The sequence below is a fragment of the Streptomyces sp. NPDC029296 genome (assembly GCF_055569255.1).
In genome coordinates this window covers 13192-29190 of record NZ_JBVHXT010000004.1, presented here as the reverse complement: position 1 = coordinate 29190, position 15999 = coordinate 13192, and the positions used below count along the sequence as shown (strand labels likewise).

Genomic DNA, 15999 nt, shown 5'->3' with positions numbered 1-15999 from the left:
CGCTCATGAAGAGATCATCGGGCGTGCGGCTGTGCGCCACAGCTGCTGTGAGCGTGCTGTCGCTCGCCCTTGTCACGGGGTGTGGCAACGAGAAGTCGAAGGACGCGGCGGAGCCGGCCGGGAAGACGCCGAGCGCCGCCGAGCTGGGCAAGCTGATCATCGCCAAGGGCGAGGTGCCCGGGTACGAGGTGGGGCCGGTCGAGGGCGGCATCCCGGACCGGGGCAAGGTCAAGTCCGCGGACGCCAAGTGCGATCCGGTGCTCCAGGCGTTCACCGGCATCGCGCCCGGCGCCCCGGCGGCGGACACCAGCCGCATGGCCACCCAGGACAAGAAGAAGGACCCCACGGACGGCGCCACGTCCCTGGACGACCTGACCGAGGGCAAGTTCGAGGACGCGCTCGGCAAGTCCATGGACATGGACGTCACCGTGGTCACCCTGGCCTCGTACGACGGGGACGGCGCCGAGCGGGCCCTCGCCTCGGTGCGGGACGCGGTCAAGGCGTGCGCGGCCGGCTTCTCCGGCGAGCAGGACGGCGAGAAGGGCACGTTCACCAAGGTCGCCGAGGAGAAGCCGGTGGGCACCGGTGACGCGTCGGTGGCGTTCACCGCGACCAACGAGGCGGGCGAGGACGGCGCCCTGCCGCTGCACGCCGAGGTGGTGCGGCACGGCGGCACCCTCGCGGTGTACACCACGGTCAACATCGGCGCGATGATGAGCAAGAAGCCCTACGCGGTCTCCGCTCCGGTCGTGAAGGCGCAGGCCGCCAAGCTGAAGTGACGGTCCGCCACGGACCGGGCGGGGCCCCGGACACGGTCCGGGGCCCCGTTCCCGTTCAGCGGAGCGGGCCGGTGACCTTCTCCACGGCCGCCACCAGCTCCCCGCCGCGCACGAAGGCGTCGGCGGCGGCCAGGTCGGGCGCCAGGAACCGGTCCGGGCCCGGGCCCTGGACGCCGGCGGCGCGCACGGCGTCGATCACGGCCCGCGTGGCGGGCGCCGGGGTGAGGCCCTCGCGCAGCTCGACGGCGCGGGTGGCCGCGTACAGCTCGATCGCGATGACCCGGGTGAGGTTGTCCACCGCGGTGCGCAGCTTGCGCGCGGCCGACCAGCCCATGGAGACGTGGTCCTCCTGCATGGCGGAGGACGGGATGGAGTCCGCGGAGGCCGGTACGGCGAGCCGCTTCAGCTCGCCGACCAGCGCGGCCTGCGTGTACTGGGCGATCATCAGCCCGGAGTCCACACCGGCGTCGTCGGCGAGAAACGGCGGCAGGCCGTGGCTGCGGTTCTTGTCCAGCAGCCGGTCGGTGCGGCGCTCGGCGATGGAGCCGAGGTCGGCGGCGGCGATGGCGAGGAAGTCCAGCACGTAGGCCACGGGCGCGCCGTGGAAGTTGCCGTTGGACTCCACCCGTCCGTCGGGCAGGACGACGGGGTTGTCCACGGCGGAGGCCAGCTCCCGCTCGGCGACCAGGCGGGCGTGCGCGACCGTGTCGCGTCCGGCGCCCGCGACCTGTGGGGCGCAGCGCACGGAGTAGGCGTCCTGGACGCGCGGGGCGTCGTCCTGGTGGTGCCCGGTGAGCCCCGAACCCCTCAGCACGGCGAGCATGTTGGCGGCGCTGGCGTCCTGTCCCGGGTGCGGGCGGATGGCGTGCAGCTCGGGCGCGAGGACTTTGTCGCTGCCGAGCAGCGCCTCCAGGGTGAGGGCGGCGGTGACGTCGGCGGACTTGTAGAGGGTGTCCAGGTCGGCGAGGGCCATGACCAGCATGCCGAGCATGCCGTCGGTGCCGTTGAGCAGGGCGAGGCCCTCCTTCTCGCGCAGCTCGACGGGCCGGATGCCGTGCTCGGCGAGCAGCTCGCCGGCGGGCCGGACCCGCCCGTCGGGGCCCTCCGCCTCGCCCTCGCCCATGAGGGTGAGGGCGCAGTGGGACAGCGGGGCGAGGTCGCCGGAGCAGCCGAGGGAGCCGTACTCGTGCACGACCGGGGTGATCCCGGCGTTGAGCACGTCGGCCATGGTCTGGGCGACCTCGGGCCGCACCCCGGTGCGGCCCGAGCAGACGGTCTTGAGCCGCAGGAACATCAGGGCCCGTACGACCTCGCGCTCCACCCGGGGGCCCATGCCGGCGGCGTGCGAGCGGACGATGTTGCGCTGCAGCTGGGCGCGCAGCTCAGGGCTGATGTGCCGGGTCGCCAGGGCGCCGAAGCCGGTGGAGACGCCGTAGACCGGGTCGGGCTTGGCCGCCAGCGCGTCCACGATCTCCCGGGCCGCCGCGAGGGCCGCCACCGCCTCCGTCGACAGCTCGATGCGGGCACCGCCGCGCGCCACGGCGAGAACGTCGGACGCGGTGACCCCGGACGTCCCCACCACCACAGTGTGCATATCCATATTCAGGAGCCTACGCATTGAATGCGGTGGTGTCACTAGTGGGTCCCGGAGGCGCCCCTTACCGCCCGGTGCGGGTTCCGCCTCACGGCAGGCGCCCGCGGAACCGGCGCCGCTCGGCGCGCGGGGGCGGCGGCTCGTCGGCCAGCCGGACGACCGGGTCGCCCGGCCCCTCCCGCCCGGCCACCACCGGCCGGTCCAGGCGCAGCGCCTTGGCCCGGTACTGGGCGGCGTCCGCCAGCCGGAACAGCCGCCGGGCGTCGCGCACCTCGCCGATCGGCTCCTCGGTGGAGGCGACCCCGCACGCCACCCCCTCCCCCGGCTCCAGCTCCCCGGCCCTGCGGCACAGCTCGTCCGCCGCCTTGACCACGTCGTCGGCGGGCGGCCCGACCGCGACCAGGCAGAACTCGTCCCCGCCGAGCCGCGCGACCAGCGCGCCCGGCACCATCGCGCCGCACAGCGACAGCACCGAGCCGAAGCGCTCCAGGAGCCGGTCGCCGACCGCGTGCCCGAGGGTGTCGTTGACCCGCTTGAGCCCGTTCAGGTCGCAGACCACGAGGCTGACCACCTCGCCCTCCGCACGGTGCCGCTCGACGGCCTCCTCCAGGCACATGTCCACGGCCCGGCGGTTGGCGAGCCCGGTGAGGGCGTCGGTGAAGGCGAGCCGGCGGGCCTCCTCCAGCCGCTCGGTCTGCGCGATGCCCGCGGCGACGACGGCGGCGAGCACGGTGGCGAAGTCGGAGTCGGCCCGCGCGAACACCGGGGCGCCGGCCGGGCGGGCCACGTACAGCTCCCCCCAGGCCCGGCCGTGCAGCACGACCGGGGCGACGACACAGCACCCGCGCCCCCGGCGCCGCAGGGCGGCCACCCGCTGGTGGAAGTAGCCCGGGGTCCCGGCCGCCGGGCCGTCGGCGGTCTCCACCCACGCGTTGGGCCCCCCGCCGCCGGCCCACCGCTCGTGCAGGAACTCGGTGATCTCCGGGAACTGGTGCACCGGGTAGGTCTCGGCCTCCGGGAACTCCTCCTCGTCCGCCGCCCTGTCCCCCACGTTCGCGAGGACCCGGAGCCGGCCCAGCTCCCGCTCCCACACGGACAGCGCGGCGAAGCCGCCGTCCAGCGCGTGGCAGGCGCCGAGGGCGGCGGCCTGCCAGCACTCCCGGGGGGTGTGCGCCGCCGCCATGCCCTGAGCCAGCGCCACGACCGCGGCGAGCCGCTTGTCCTCACCCATTACTCCAGATTAGGGAGTAATGCCGATATAAGGGATATCTGCGCGGCGATCAGGTGGCCGACGGCCGGCCCCTCGGCCCGCCATCCTCCCCCGTGCCCCGCCCGGGGTCCGCTACTCCCCCGGCCACTGCGGCTCGCGCTTCTCGTTGAAGGCGGCCACGCCCTCGGCGCGGTCTCCCGAGAAGGCCACCGAGCGCCATGCCGCGTCCTCGACCTCCAGGCCGGCCCGCAGATCGAGCCCGTGGCCGAGCCGCAGCGCCCGCTTGGCGGCCCGCAGCCCGACCGGCGAGTTCCCGGCGATCCGCTCCCCGAGCTCCAGCGCCTCCGCGCGGTCCCGGCCCTCCTCCACCAGCCGGTCCACCAGGCCCAGCCGGGCGGCCTCGTCCGCCTCCACCCGCCGGGCCGAGAAGATCAGCTCGGCGGCCCGCGCGGCCCCGACCCGCCGGGGCAGCAGCTGCGTGCCGCCGCCGCCCGGGATCACGCCCACGGACACCTCCGGCAGCCCCACCACGGCCGTACGGTCCGCCACGATCAGGTCGCAGGAGAGCGCCAGTTCGAAACCACCGCCCAGCGCGAACCCGTGCACCGCCGCGATCGTCGGCATGGGCAGCTCCAGCACCCCGGTGTACGCCGCCCGTGCCACCGGCCGCTGCCGCACCAGCTCGGCGTCGGTGAAGGAGTTGCGCTCCTTCAGATCCGCCCCGACACAGAACGCGCGTTCGTGCGTCGAGGTCAGCACGACCACCCGGGCGTCGTGGTCACCGGAGAGCGCGGCGCACGCGTCCGCGAGGGAGCGGGCCATCCCGGTGGAGACGGCGTTCATCGCCTTGGGCCGGTCCAGCACCAACTCCGCGACGTGTCCGTGCCGCCGCACCAGCACGAACTCCCCGTACCGCTCCTCGCTCATGACACCCTCCGGTTAACGCGGGTTAACTCACTGTGGGACCGATCATCGCAGCCGTACCCGAGCCGGGAAAAGACCGGGGGCCTACGTCCGTTCGAGTGAGGTACCGACATGCCCACGAGTCGGCGCGGAAGGAGCGCACGCGCCGGGCGTACGACGAGGCCGCCACCGCAAGCCCCGCCCCCGCAGGATGCCGCTGGCCCTCGCCGCTCGGCCTGGCGGCGCCCGCCCGGCCCGACCCGGATCGCCCGGAGGCACCCGCCACCGCACCAGGCACCGGACGCCAGGGCCGCGGACCACCCCTGTCCGCCCCCGGCGACCACCATCCCGGCCGCCAGGCCCCGCACACCGAGACCCGCACCGCCCACCGGGATGTGCCTGGGCGTTCGCCGGCAGGACCTAGGAGGACCGGCCCTCGCGACGGTTGAGCAGCCACGGCTCGACCACGCCGAGTCCGCGCACCGGCCGCTGCCACATCGGCTGCAGGGCGAAGCGGTACGACGCCGGCCCCTCGCCCTCCTTCTCGGCCGCCGCGGCCTCCGCCTCGGAGACGGGCGCCTCGCCGGTGCGGATCAGCTCCTCGGCGAAGGCGCTGTCCACCAGCACGGCATCACGCGGGGCTATCGAGGTCAGCCGGGAGGCCAGGTTCACCGTCGTGCCGAACACATCACCCATCCGGGTGGTCACCGTGCCGAAGGCCATGCCGACCCGCAGCTCGGGCATCGTCTCGTCGTTCGCCAGCGTCTCCACCAGGCGCAGCGCGATGTCCGCGGCGACCCCGGCGTCGTCCGCCGCGTACAGCACCTCGTCGCCGAGGGTCTTGATCAGCCGGCCGCCGCGCGCGGCCACCAGGTCGGCGGCGGTGGTCTCGAAGGCCTCCACCAGCTCGCCCAGCTCCTCCTCCTCCATCCGGCGGGTGAGCCGGGTGAAGCCGACGAGGTCGGCGAAGCCGACGGCGAGCCGCCGGTCGACCATCTCCTCGTCGTCGGCGGCCTGCACGACCCGGCCCGTCGCGGCGGCGAGCTGCCGGCGCCAGACGTAGACCAGGAACTCCTCCAGCTCCGGCAGCAACAGCTCGACCAGCGGGTACGTCACCTCGGTGCGGGTCATGCCGGGCTCCGGGGGCTCGGTCAGCCCCTCCAGGAAGGAGTCGATCTGCCACTCGGCCAACCGGGCGGTGGTCTGCCCGGTGGACCGGGCCACCTGCACCGCCATCGCCTCGCTGAGCAGCCCCGCCTCCACCAGACCGGCGAGCCGCCGCAGAGCCAGGACGTCGGCCTCGGTGAGCGCCTTGGCCTGCCCTATGTCCGCGAACCCCATGGCCCGCCAGAAGCGGGACGCCAGCTCCATGGAGACACCGGCGCTCCGGGCCGCCTGGAACGGGGTGTAGCGGCGCTCGGCACCCAGGATGAGCTGTTCGAGCCGCAGGGCGAGCGGGTCCTCGCCGCTGTCGGGGGCGTGGGGATCCACCCGGCCGTCCCCGCCAGCGCCGGAGCCCGTGTCGTCGACGGTCACGCCTGCTGCCCTTCCGATCTGCCGCGGTCAGGTACGACCGGCCTCAACTCTACGGCAGGTGTGCGCCAGCTCACTCCGTCGGGTTGGGCCGACGGGCCCCTTCCCGGCACCGGACACAAGCGCCGGGACCGCAGGTGACCGTGGCGCCGAGCCCCCGCGACGGACCGGGTCCGGGGCGGGCCCGCCGTGACCGGTCGCGCGGTTCCCCGCCCCCGGGGGGCGCCACGGCTGCCGTCGCCCGGGACGCACCCGCGTCCGCGCACGGCGGGAAGGGAACGTGCCGGGGGTGTCCGCCCGCAGCGGTTGGCGCGTCGGCACGGGAACCCTCTACGGCCGACCGATTCCGCGCCGTTCCGAGGACGGACACCCCCCGGCGCGGCCCCGACTCCCCCGCGCCCCGGGCGCGACGCGCACCCCCACACACCCGCAGGGGCGCCGCAGGCATCGAACCCACGACCCGCACCCGACACACGCCCCGGCACCCGACGCACCACGCGCCACGCACCACGCACCACGCACCACGCACCACGCACCACGCACCACGCACCACGGAACCGCACCAAGAGCCGCACCCGGAACACCACGGGACATCCCCATCGCGAAGCGCACCCGCACCCGCACCCGCCCCCGCAGCTCCCGGTCAAGCCCCCGGCAGGGTCACGCGGGGCGCAGATGGACGATGTCCCCCGCCCCCACCGGCTGTTGAACCCCTTCCCCCGTGGCGATGACCAGCCGCCCGTCCCCGTCCAGCGCCACGGCCTCCCCCACCACCGACCGGTCGCCGGGCAGCTCGGCCCGGACCTCCCGCCCGAGCGTCGCGCACCCCGCCGTGTACGTCTCCTGCAACCCGCACACCGAGGGATCACCCCCCGCCGCCCGCCAGCGCCCGTACCAGTCCTCCAACGCCCGCAGCACCGCCCGCAGCAACGGATCCCGGTCCGTCCCCGCCGCCCCGGCCAGCGCCAGCGACCCCGCCTGCGGAACCGGCAGCTCGTCCGCCCGCAGGCTGACGTTGATGCCGACGCCGATGACGACCCCGTCGTCACCGGCCCGCTCCGCGAGGATGCCCCCGGCCTTCCGCTCCTGTCCGCCGACGGTCACCAGCAGGTCGTTCGGCCACTTCAGCGCCGTGTCCACACCCGCCGCCCGCGCCAGCCCGGTCGCCACCGCGACCCCGGTCAGCAGCGGCAGCCACCCCCACCGTTCCACCGGCACCTCACGGGGCCTGAGCAGGACGGAGAAGAACAGCCCGGACCGCGGCGGCGCGCTCCACCGCCGGTCCAGCCTGCCCCGGGCCGCCGTCTGCTCCTCCGCGACCAGCACCACCCCCTCCTCGACACCCCCGGCGGCGGCCCGCGCCACGAGGTCGGAGTTGGTGGAGCCGGTCTGCGGTACCACCTCGATGTCGCGGTACAGCCCCCCTTCCCGGACCAGCCCGCGCCGCAGCGCCGCGGCGTTCAGGGGCGGGCGGTCGAGGTCGGACCAGCGGCTGTCGTCTGATGGATTCTGCGGCGTCATGCAAGCCACCCTAGGTGTGGTAAACGACGCACTGCCGATCGGTAGCCCCACCACTACTCTACGAACGAGTAACCGTCCCCCCTTTTGAGCAGGCAGGGAGCCGCATCCCGATGTCCGAGCCGGAAGAGCGTCACGAGATCCAAGGGATCGACATTCACACGACCGCGGGGAAGCTCGCGGATCTCCAGCGGCGCATCCACGAGGCGACGCACGCCGGTTCGGAACGCGCCGTCGAGAAGCAGCACGCCAAGGGCAAGCTGACGGCCCGTGAGCGGATCGAGCTGCTGCTGGACGAGGGATCGTTCGTCGAACTGGACGAGTTCGCCCGGCACCGCTCCACGAACTTCGGGCTGGACGGCAACCGCCCCTACGGCGACGGCGTGGTCACCGGCTACGGCACGGTCGACGGCCGCCCGGTCGCCGTCTTCTCCCAGGACTTCACCGTCTTCGGCGGCGCCCTCGGCGAGGTCTACGGCCAGAAGATCGCCAAGGTCATGGACTTCGCGCTGAAGACCGGCTGCCCGGTCATCGGCATCAACGACTCCGGCGGCGCCCGCATCCAGGAGGGCGTCGCCTCCCTCGGCGCGTACGGCGAGATCTTCCGCCGCAACACCCACGCCTCCGGTGTCATCCCGCAGATCAGCCTGGTCGTCGGCCCGTGCGCCGGCGGCGCGGTCTACTCCCCGGCCATCACCGACTTCACCGTCATGGTCGACCAGACCTCGCACATGTTCATCACCGGCCCGGACGTCATCAAGACCGTCACCGGCGAGGACGTCGGCTTCGAGGAACTGGGCGGCGCCCGCACCCACAACACCGCCTCCGGTGTGGCCCACCACATGGCCGGCGACGAGAAGGACGCCGTCGAGTACGTCAAGCAGCTGCTGTCGTACCTGCCGTCCAACAACCTCTCCGAGCCGCCCGTGTACCCGGAGGAGGCGGACCTCTCCGTCACCGACGAGGACCGCGAGCTGGACACGCTCGTCCCCGACAGCGCCAACCAGCCCTACGACATGCACACGGTGATCGAGCACGTCCTGGACGACGCCGAGTTCTTCGAGACCCAGGCCCTGTTCGCGCCGAACATCCTCACCGGCTTCGGCCGCGTCGAGGGCCGCCCGGTCGGGGTCGTCGCCAACCAGCCGATGCAGTTCGCCGGCTGCCTGGACATCGCCGCCTCCGAGAAGGCCGCCCGCTTCGTGCGCACCTGCGACGCCTTCAACGTCCCGGTGCTGACCTTCGTGGACGTGCCCGGGTTCCTGCCGGGCGTCGGCCAGGAGCACGAGGGCATCATCCGGCGCGGCGCCAAGCTGATCTACGCCTACGCCGAGGCCACCGTCCCGCTGATCACCGTGATCACCCGCAAGGCCTTCGGCGGCGCCTACGACGTCATGGGCTCCAAGCACCTGGGCGCCGACCTCAACCTGGCCTGGCCCACCGCCCAGATCGCCGTCATGGGCGCCCAGGGCGCGGTCAACATCCTGCACCGCCGCACCATCGCCGAGGCGGACGACGCCGAGGCCACCCGCGCCCGGCTGATCCAGGAGTACGAGGACACCCTCCTCAACCCCTACGTCGCGGCCGAGCGCGGCTACGTCGACGCCGTGATCATGCCCTCCGACACCCGTGCGCACATCGTCCGCGGCCTGCGTCAACTGCGCACCAAGCGGGAATCCCTGCCTCCGAAGAAGCACGGCAACATCCCCCTGTAGGCCCCTCGGACCCCGGGAGCGTCATGAACATCAAGGTCGTACGAGGCAACCCGACCCCGGAGGAGCTGGCCGCCGCCCTGGCGGTGGTCCGCGCCCGCGCCGCGGCGGCGGCCACCGCGCCGTCCGGCGCGCGGGGACCGAGGGACGCGTGGTCCGACCCGGCCCGCCTCGCGTCCCGGCACGTCCCGGCGCCGGGCCCGGCGTCGTGGACGCGCACCTACTGGCCGGGCCAGGGCTGACCGCCCGGCGGCGGGAGTTCCGGGTGCCGATCTGAGTACGCCTACTCAGGCACCGGCACCCGGTCCGGCCGCACGCTGGGGGCATGCTGTGGTCAGATCCGGAGAACGAGCCGCCCGAGGAACTGCGCGAGGCGCAGAACATGCTGCGGCGGCTCGGTCTCCTCATGGCGCTGGCCATGGTCCTGGCGATGATCGTGATCGGCCTGAGGTGAGCCGCCCGGCACGCCGTGGCTAACCTGGCCGCATGACTGCCAACCGTCGCAGGCGACTCGTGCTCGCCTCCCAGTCCCCCGCCCGGCTGGGCCTGCTCCGGCAGGCCGGACTCGCCCCCGAGGTCATCGTGAGCGGCGTCGACGAGGACGCCGTCACCGCACCGACCCCGGCGGAGCTGGCGCTCGCCCTGGCCGAGGCGAAGGCGTCGGTGGTCGCGGCGCGGCCCGAGGTGCGGGGTGCGCTCGTGATCGGCTGCGACTCGGTGCTGGAGCTGGACGGCAAGGCGCTCGGCAAGCCGGCCGACGCCGAGGAGGCCACCGCCCGCTGGAAGAACATGCGCGGTCGGGCCGGGGTGCTCCAGACGGGGCACTGTGTGTGGGACACGGAGGCCAAGCGGTACGTGTCGGCGACCGCCTCCACCGTCGTCCGGTTCGGCGAGCCCAGCGACGCCGAGATCGCCGCCTACGTGGCCTCCGGAGAGCCCCTCCACGTGGCCGGCGCCTTCACCCTGGACGGCCGTTCGGCGCCGTTCATCGAGGGCATCGAGGGCGACCACGGCAATGTGATCGGCATCAGCCTGCCCCTGATCCGCAGGCTCCTGGCGGAACTGGGCGTCGGCATCACGGAGTTGTGGGCGCCACAGCGGTGACCCGGGCGCGGACGGCGCCCCGGGGCGGGACGTCGTGGGACGGAACGTCGTGGGACGGAACGGAGTCCTGGGGCTCGTCGTCGCCGTCCCTGGGCTCGTGCGCAGGGCCCGCCGGGGCGTCCCCGTCGACGGGTTCCGCGTCCGGCCGCGGACCCGCCGCCGGTCCGCCCCCCGGCCCGGGCGTGCCGCCGGGGACCGCGCCCCGAGCGCCGGGCGCGCGGTCGTACGTCGTCAGCAGCAGCACGATCAGCCCGAGGACGACGACCATGAACACGAACGCCGCCCAGCCGAGCAGGCCCCAGGCGAACGCGCCGAGCAGGCCGTGCACCACGGCGGCGCTGATCAGCGCGACGCGGCCGAAGCCGGCCGGGGCGCGGTCGCGCAGCGCGACGAGCAGGGCCACCAGCGCGCACAGCGCGAAGTAGAGCCCGAAGAGGATCCCGGCGACCTTCGAGGACGTGGCCATGACGTCGGGGTCCAGGCCGGCCAGGGACATCTTCTGCCGGTCGACGACCACGCCGAGGAGCCAGTTCACCCCCGCGACGAGCACCGCCTCCGCGAGGAAGACGACCGCCACGACCCATGCCACGGGTCTGCGCACCACCGGGCCCCACCCACTCTCACGCCGACAGCCTGTTACCCCAGGTACGTCCGAGACACCGCGAACGCTACTAACGGGTAAACCAAGGGACAAGGGTTCGGGTGGCGGCAAAGAATCATTGGGCCATTCGTAGGGACTCGACAAAGAATCAGAGTGGGCCGCAGCACGCCCGCACAGAGACCTTGGCCACATGACAGGGCTAGGGTTTGCCGCAGGAGTCCTGCGTACCGCGGTGCGACATGGGCTTTCTCTGGTCGAGCGGGCCTCGTATCACGCTCCGTGTGGGCAAGCTCACCATTGGGGACGGGTCGAAGTGCCGTGTCGGCAGTCCCTAAACTCGGCTTGTTTCAAGGAGGGAGCCTCAATCGTGCGCAAGGTGCTCATCGCCAACCGTGGCGAAATCGCTGTCCGCGTGGCCCGGGCCTGCCGGGACGCCGGGATCGCGAGCGTGGCCGTCTACGCCGACCCGGACCGGGACGCTCTGCATGTCCGCGCCGCGGATGAGGCGTTCGCCCTGGGCGGTGACACCCCGGCCACCAGCTATCTCGTCATCGACAAGATCCTGAACGCCGCCCGCGAGTCCGGCGCGGACGCGATCCATCCGGGCTACGGCTTCCTCTCCGAGAACGCCGAGTTCGCCCAGGCGGTCCTGGACGCGGGCCTGATCTGGATCGGCCCGCCCCCGCAGGCCATCCGCGACCTCGGCGACAAGGTCGCCGCCCGCCACATCGCCCAGCGCGCCGGTGCCCCGCTGGTCGCCGGCACCCCCGACCCCGTCTCGGGCGCGGACGAGGTCGTCGCGTTCGCCGAGGAACACGGCCTCCCCATCGCGATCAAGGCCGCGTTCGGCGGCGGCGGACGCGGTCTGAAGGTGGCCCGGACCCTGGAGGAGGTCCCCGAGCTGTACGAGTCCGCGGTGCGCGAGGCCGTCGCCGCGTTCGGCCGCGGGGAGTGCTTCGTGGAGCGCTACCTCGACCGCCCCCGGCACGTGGAGACGCAGTGCCTGGCCGACCAGCACGGCAACGTCGTCGTGGTCTCCACCCGTGACTGCTCCCTCCAGCGCCGCCACCAGAAACTCGTCGAAGAGGCCCCCGCCCCGTTCCTGTCCGACGCCCAGATGCAGGAGCTGTACAGCGCCTCCAAGGCGATCCTGAAGGAGGCCGGCTATGTCGGCGCGGGCACGGTGGAGTTCCTGGTCGGCGCGGACGGCACGATCTCCTTCCTGGAGGTCAACACCCGCCTCCAGGTCGAACACCCCGTCACCGAGGAGGTCGCCGGCATCGACCTGGTGCGCGAGATGTTCCGCATCGCCGACGGCGAACCCCTCGGCTACGACGACCCGGTGCTGCGCGGTCACTCCTTCGAGTTCCGCATCAACGGCGAGGACCCCGGCCGGAACTTCCTGCCCGCGCCCGGCACCGTCACCCGGTTCGACGCCCCCACCGGCCCCGGTGTCCGCCTGGACGCGGGCGTGGAAGCGGGCAGTGTGATCGGCCCGGCCTGGGACTCCCTGCTCGCCAAGCTGATCGTCACCGGCCGCACCCGCAAGGAAGCACTCCAGCGGGCCGCCCGCGCCCTGGAGGAGTTCCGGGTCGAGGGCATGGCCACCGCGATCCCCTTCCACCGCAAGGCGGTCACCGACCCCGCCTTCGCCCCCGAGGTCCACGGCCAGGAAGGCCCCTTCACCATCCACACCCGGTGGATCGAGACCGAGTTCACCAACGACATCAAGCCCTTCACCTCCCCCGCCGGCACCGACACCGACGAGGACACCGGCCGCGAGACGGTCGTGGTCGAGGTCGGCGGCAAACGCCTGGAAGTGTCCCTGCCCTCCAGCCTGGGCATGAGCCTGGCCCGTACCGGCCTGGCCGCCGGTGCCAAGCCCAAGCGGCGCGCGGCGAAGAAGTCCGGCCCCGTCGCCTCCGGCGACACCCTCGCCTCCCCGATGCAGGGCACCATCGTCAAGATCGCCGTCGAGGAAGGCCAGGAGGTCGAGGAAGGCGACCTCGTCGTCGTCCTCGAAGCGATGAAGATGGAACAGCCCCTCAACGCCCACAAGTCCGGCACCGTCAAGGGCCTCACCGCCGAAGTCGGCGCCTCCCTCACCTCCGGCGCCGCCATCTGCGAGATCAAGGACTGAACCGCAGTCGGACGGCAGTGAGTCGGCCCCTGGCGCATGCCGCCGGGGGCCGTCCGCGTTGCTGGCCCCTGCCCGCCTCGGCGCGGTCGGTGGCGGAAGGCGCGGCGAGGGCGTGGACGCCACGGCTGCGCCGCCCGTCCGCACCGGCTCCCGCCGGTCCTTCCCGCGGGCCGGCCGAATCGCCGTAGCCGCGCGCCGCGGTCTTATGACGGCGGCCGCGACCGGCCCTCCGTGGGCGGCGTCGGCGCACGCCGAGTCTTCCTCGTCCGGCGGCCCGTCGGCCGGGGTGTCGGCGCCGTACGGAGCGGCCCCTCCGGCGGACCGCTCAGCGCCGCCGCAGATCCGCCACGCGTCCCCGTTCGGACGGGGTCGGGTCGGGGAGGGGGGTGGTGGAGCGGAGGGTGGGGGTGTGGCTTCTGCGGGGTCCCGGCAGGGGGGTGCGGCGGCCCGCCGGGACCTGGTCACCCCCCGGGTTTCCGCTCGCCCCCGCAACGGCGATCTGGACGCCCTGGTCGGCGAGGGCCTGCAGTTCGGTGACCGCGCGGTCGTCGTGGGCCGGGGGCTCGTCGGTGACCAGGCGGGTGATCAGGTCCGTCGGCACGGTCTGGAACATCGTGTCCGTGCCCAGCTTGGTGTGGTCGGCGAGGACCACGACCTCCGCGGCGGCCTGGACGAGTGCCCGGTCGACGGACGCCGAGAGCATGTTGGAGGTGGACAGGCCCCGTTCGGCGGTCAGGCCGCTTCCGGAGAGGAAGGCCTTGGAGACGCGCAGGCCCTGGAGGGACTGTTCGGCCCCGGAGCCGACGAGGGCGTAGTTGGAGCCGCGCAGGGTGCCCCCGGTCATCACGACCTCCACCCGGTTGGCGTGGGCCAGTGCCTGGGCCACCAGGAGGGAGTTGGTGACGACCGTCAGGCCCGGCACCCGCGCGAGGCGGCGGGCCAGCTCCTGCGTGGTCGTACCCGCCCCGACCACGATGGCCTCGCCCTCGTCGACGAGGCCCGCGGCGAGGTCGGCGATGGCGGTCTTCTCGGCGGTCGCGAGGTGCGACTTCTGCGGGAACCCGGACTCCCGGGTGAACCCGCCCGGGAGTACCGCACCGCCGTGCCGGCGGTCGAGGAGTCCTTCGGCCTCCAGTGCGCGCACGTCCCGCCGTACGGTCACTTCGGAGGTCTGGACGACGCGGGCGAGCTCACGGAGCGACACGGCACCGTTCGCTCGCACCATTTCGAGGATCAATTGGCGACGTTCAGCAGCGAACACGAAACTGACAGTAACCCCAGCGACCGTCTGGTTTCAGCAGTTTGCGCCGAATAGCAGAAGTTGTTCGCAGGGTGGGGTGCGAAGTGATATAGGGCGCCGACCGGCCCGGCTTCGCCGTCCGTCGACGCCCCGCACCCCCGTGACCAGCGGAAAGCCGGCCGGGGCCGTCAGCCCTCCGCGCTCGCCTTGCGCGTGTGCAGCTGGCGGGCGACCTCCGCGATCGACCCCGAAAGGGAGGGGTACACGGTGAAGGCGTTCGCGATCTGTTCGACCGTCAGATTGTTGTCGACGGCGATCGAGATGGGGTGGATCAGTTCCGAGGCGCGCGGCGCCACCACGACACCGCCGACGACGATCCCGGTGCCCGGCCGGGAGAAGATCTTCACGAAGCCGTCCCGGATGCCCTGCATCTTCGCGCGCGGGTTGCGCAGCAGCGGCAGCTTGACCACGCGCGCGTCGATCTTGCCCGCGTCCACGTCCGCCTGCGTGTAGCCGACGGTGGCGATCTCGGGGTCCGTGAAGACGTTCGAGGAGACCGCCTTCAGGTCCAGCGGGGCCACCGCGTCGCCCAGGAAGTGGTACATGGCGATCCGCCCCTGCATGGCGGCCACGGACGCGAGGGCGAAGACGCCGGTCACGTCGCCGGCCGCGTAGACGCCGGGGGCGGTGGTGCGCGAGACCCTGTCGGTCCAGATGTGCCCGGACTCGCGCAGCTTGACCCCGGCCTCCTCCAGGCCCAGGCCCGCGCTGTTGGGGATGGCGCCGACGGCCATCAGGCAGTGCGTGCCGGTGATGACCCGGCCGTCGGCCAGCGTCACCTCGACCCGGTCGCCGGCGCGCTTGGCGGACTGCGCGCGGGAGCGGGCCATGACGTTCATGCCGCGGCGCCGGAAGACGTCCTCCAGCACGGCGGCGGCGTCCGGGTCCTCACCGGGCAGCACGCGGTCGCGGGAGGAGACGAGGGTGACCTTGGAGCCGAGGGCCTGGTAGGCGCCGGCGAACTCGGCGCCGGTGACGCCGGAGCCGACCACGATCAGCTCTTCGGGCAGCTCGGTGAGGTCGTAGACCTGGGTCCAGTTGAGGATGCGCTCGCCGTCGGGGCGGGCGTCGGGCAGCTCGCGCGGGTGCCCGCCGGTGGCGATGAGGACGGCGTCGGCGGTGAGGGTCTCCTCGGTGCCGTCGGCGGCGGTGACGACGACCTTCCGGGACCCGTCCAGGGCCTGCATGCCGTCCAGCCGGCCGCGCCCGCGCAGGACCCGGGCGCCGGCGCGCGTGACGGAGGCGGTGATGTCGTGGGACTGGGCGAGCGCGAGGCGCTTCACCCGGCGGTTGACCTTGCCGAGGTCCACCCCGACCACCCGGGCCGACCGCTCCAGCGGTGGGGTGTCGTCGGCGACGATGATCCCCAGCTCCTCGTAGGAGGAGTCGAAGGTGGTCATCACCTCGGCCGTAGCGATAAGGGTCTTCGACGGCACGCAGTCGGTCAGCACCGACGCTCCGCCCAGACCGTCGCAGTCGACGACGGTCACCTCCGCGCCGAGCTGGGCGGCCACCAACGCCGCCTCGTATCCGCCGGGTCCGCCACCGATGATCACGATCCGAGTCACGTACTCCATTGTCCCGCACGCTTCAAGGTGCCACTGC

Annotated in this window: 13 protein-coding genes and 1 pseudogene; 6 read left to right on the top strand and 8 right to left on the bottom strand. The window is 73.3% G+C overall.

Annotation, left to right across the window (positions count from 1 at the left end; translation table 11 throughout):
* Positions 1 to 5 precede the first annotated feature (5 nt).
* The gene (locus ACZ4W9_RS04590; protein ID WP_467933155.1) at positions 6 to 779 is read left to right on the top strand and encodes a hypothetical protein; all 774 of its coding nucleotides are present in this window, start codon (positions 6 to 8) and stop codon (positions 777 to 779) included.
* 55 nt (positions 780 to 834) lie between these two features.
* On the opposite strand, the gene hutH is transcribed toward ACZ4W9_RS04590, so the two are convergent.
* The 5 genes from hutH to ACZ4W9_RS04565 all read right to left on the bottom strand — a co-directional run bounded on the left by hutH (position 835) and on the right by ACZ4W9_RS04565 (position 7540).
* Positions 835 to 2373, bottom strand: a complete 1539-nt coding sequence (gene hutH, locus ACZ4W9_RS04585) for a histidine ammonia-lyase (RefSeq protein ID WP_467933425.1) — start codon at positions 2371 to 2373, stop codon at positions 835 to 837.
* 88 nt (positions 2374 to 2461) lie between these two features.
* Positions 2462 to 3604, bottom strand: coding sequence for a GGDEF domain-containing protein (locus tag ACZ4W9_RS04580; protein ID WP_467933154.1), 1143 nt, complete (start codon positions 3602 to 3604; stop codon positions 2462 to 2464).
* A 111-nt stretch (positions 3605 to 3715) separates the two neighbouring features.
* On the bottom strand, positions 3716 to 4510 hold the full coding sequence (locus ACZ4W9_RS04575; protein ID WP_467933153.1) for an enoyl-CoA hydratase/isomerase family protein: 795 nt from the start codon (positions 4508 to 4510) through the stop codon (positions 3716 to 3718).
* 396 nt (positions 4511 to 4906) lie between these two features.
* Positions 4907 to 6022, bottom strand: coding sequence for an adenylate/guanylate cyclase domain-containing protein (locus tag ACZ4W9_RS04570; RefSeq protein ID WP_467933151.1), 1116 nt, complete (start codon positions 6020 to 6022; stop codon positions 4907 to 4909).
* Positions 6023 to 6679: 657 nt separating this feature from the next.
* Complete coding sequence (locus tag ACZ4W9_RS04565; RefSeq protein ID WP_467933150.1) at positions 6680 to 7540, bottom strand: biotin--[acetyl-CoA-carboxylase] ligase; 861 nt, start codon at positions 7538 to 7540, stop codon at positions 6680 to 6682.
* Positions 7541 to 7650: 110 nt separating this feature from the next.
* Here ACZ4W9_RS04565 and ACZ4W9_RS04560 point away from each other — a divergent pair, with 110 nt between their 5' ends.
* The 4 genes from ACZ4W9_RS04560 to ACZ4W9_RS04545 all read left to right on the top strand — a co-directional run bounded on the left by ACZ4W9_RS04560 (position 7651) and on the right by ACZ4W9_RS04545 (position 10353).
* Complete coding sequence (locus ACZ4W9_RS04560; RefSeq protein ID WP_467933149.1) at positions 7651 to 9252, top strand: acyl-CoA carboxylase subunit beta; 1602 nt, start codon at positions 7651 to 7653, stop codon at positions 9250 to 9252.
* 23 nt (positions 9253 to 9275) lie between these two features.
* Positions 9276 to 9491, top strand: a complete 216-nt coding sequence (locus tag ACZ4W9_RS04555) for an acyl-CoA carboxylase epsilon subunit (RefSeq protein WP_318201723.1) — start codon at positions 9276 to 9278, stop codon at positions 9489 to 9491.
* A gap of 83 nt (positions 9492 to 9574) precedes the next feature.
* The gene (mmpB, locus tag ACZ4W9_RS04550) at positions 9575 to 9703 is read left to right on the top strand and encodes a morphogenic membrane protein MmpB (protein ID WP_267925621.1); all 129 of its coding nucleotides are present in this window, start codon (positions 9575 to 9577) and stop codon (positions 9701 to 9703) included.
* A 32-nt stretch (positions 9704 to 9735) separates the two neighbouring features.
* Positions 9736 to 10353, top strand: coding sequence for a Maf family protein (locus ACZ4W9_RS04545; protein ID WP_467933146.1), 618 nt, complete (start codon positions 9736 to 9738; stop codon positions 10351 to 10353).
* Positions 10354 to 10456: 103 nt separating this feature from the next.
* Here the strand turns inward: ACZ4W9_RS04545 and ACZ4W9_RS04540 are convergent.
* Positions 10457 to 10957, bottom strand: a pseudogene (locus tag ACZ4W9_RS04540) (hypothetical protein); the annotation flags it as partial.
* A gap of 364 nt (positions 10958 to 11321) precedes the next feature.
* On the opposite strand from ACZ4W9_RS04540, the gene ACZ4W9_RS04535 reads away from it, so the two are divergent.
* Entirely contained in the window at positions 11322 to 13094 is a 1773-nt protein-coding gene (locus tag ACZ4W9_RS04535) for an acetyl/propionyl/methylcrotonyl-CoA carboxylase subunit alpha (protein ID WP_467933145.1), read from the top strand.
* Between the two features lie 325 nt (positions 13095 to 13419).
* Here the strand turns inward: ACZ4W9_RS04535 and ACZ4W9_RS04530 are convergent, their stop codons facing one another.
* Positions 13420 to 14319 carry a DeoR/GlpR family DNA-binding transcription regulator gene (locus tag ACZ4W9_RS04530; protein ID WP_467933144.1) on the bottom strand — a complete coding sequence of 300 codons (900 nt, stop codon included), beginning with the start codon at positions 14317 to 14319 and terminating at the stop codon, positions 13420 to 13422.
* A 203-nt stretch (positions 14320 to 14522) separates the two neighbouring features.
* Positions 14523 to 15971 carry an NAD(P)H-quinone dehydrogenase gene (locus tag ACZ4W9_RS04525; RefSeq protein WP_467933142.1) on the bottom strand — a complete coding sequence of 483 codons (1449 nt, stop codon included), beginning with the start codon at positions 15969 to 15971 and terminating at the stop codon, positions 14523 to 14525.
* Positions 15972 to 15999 lie beyond the last annotated feature (28 nt).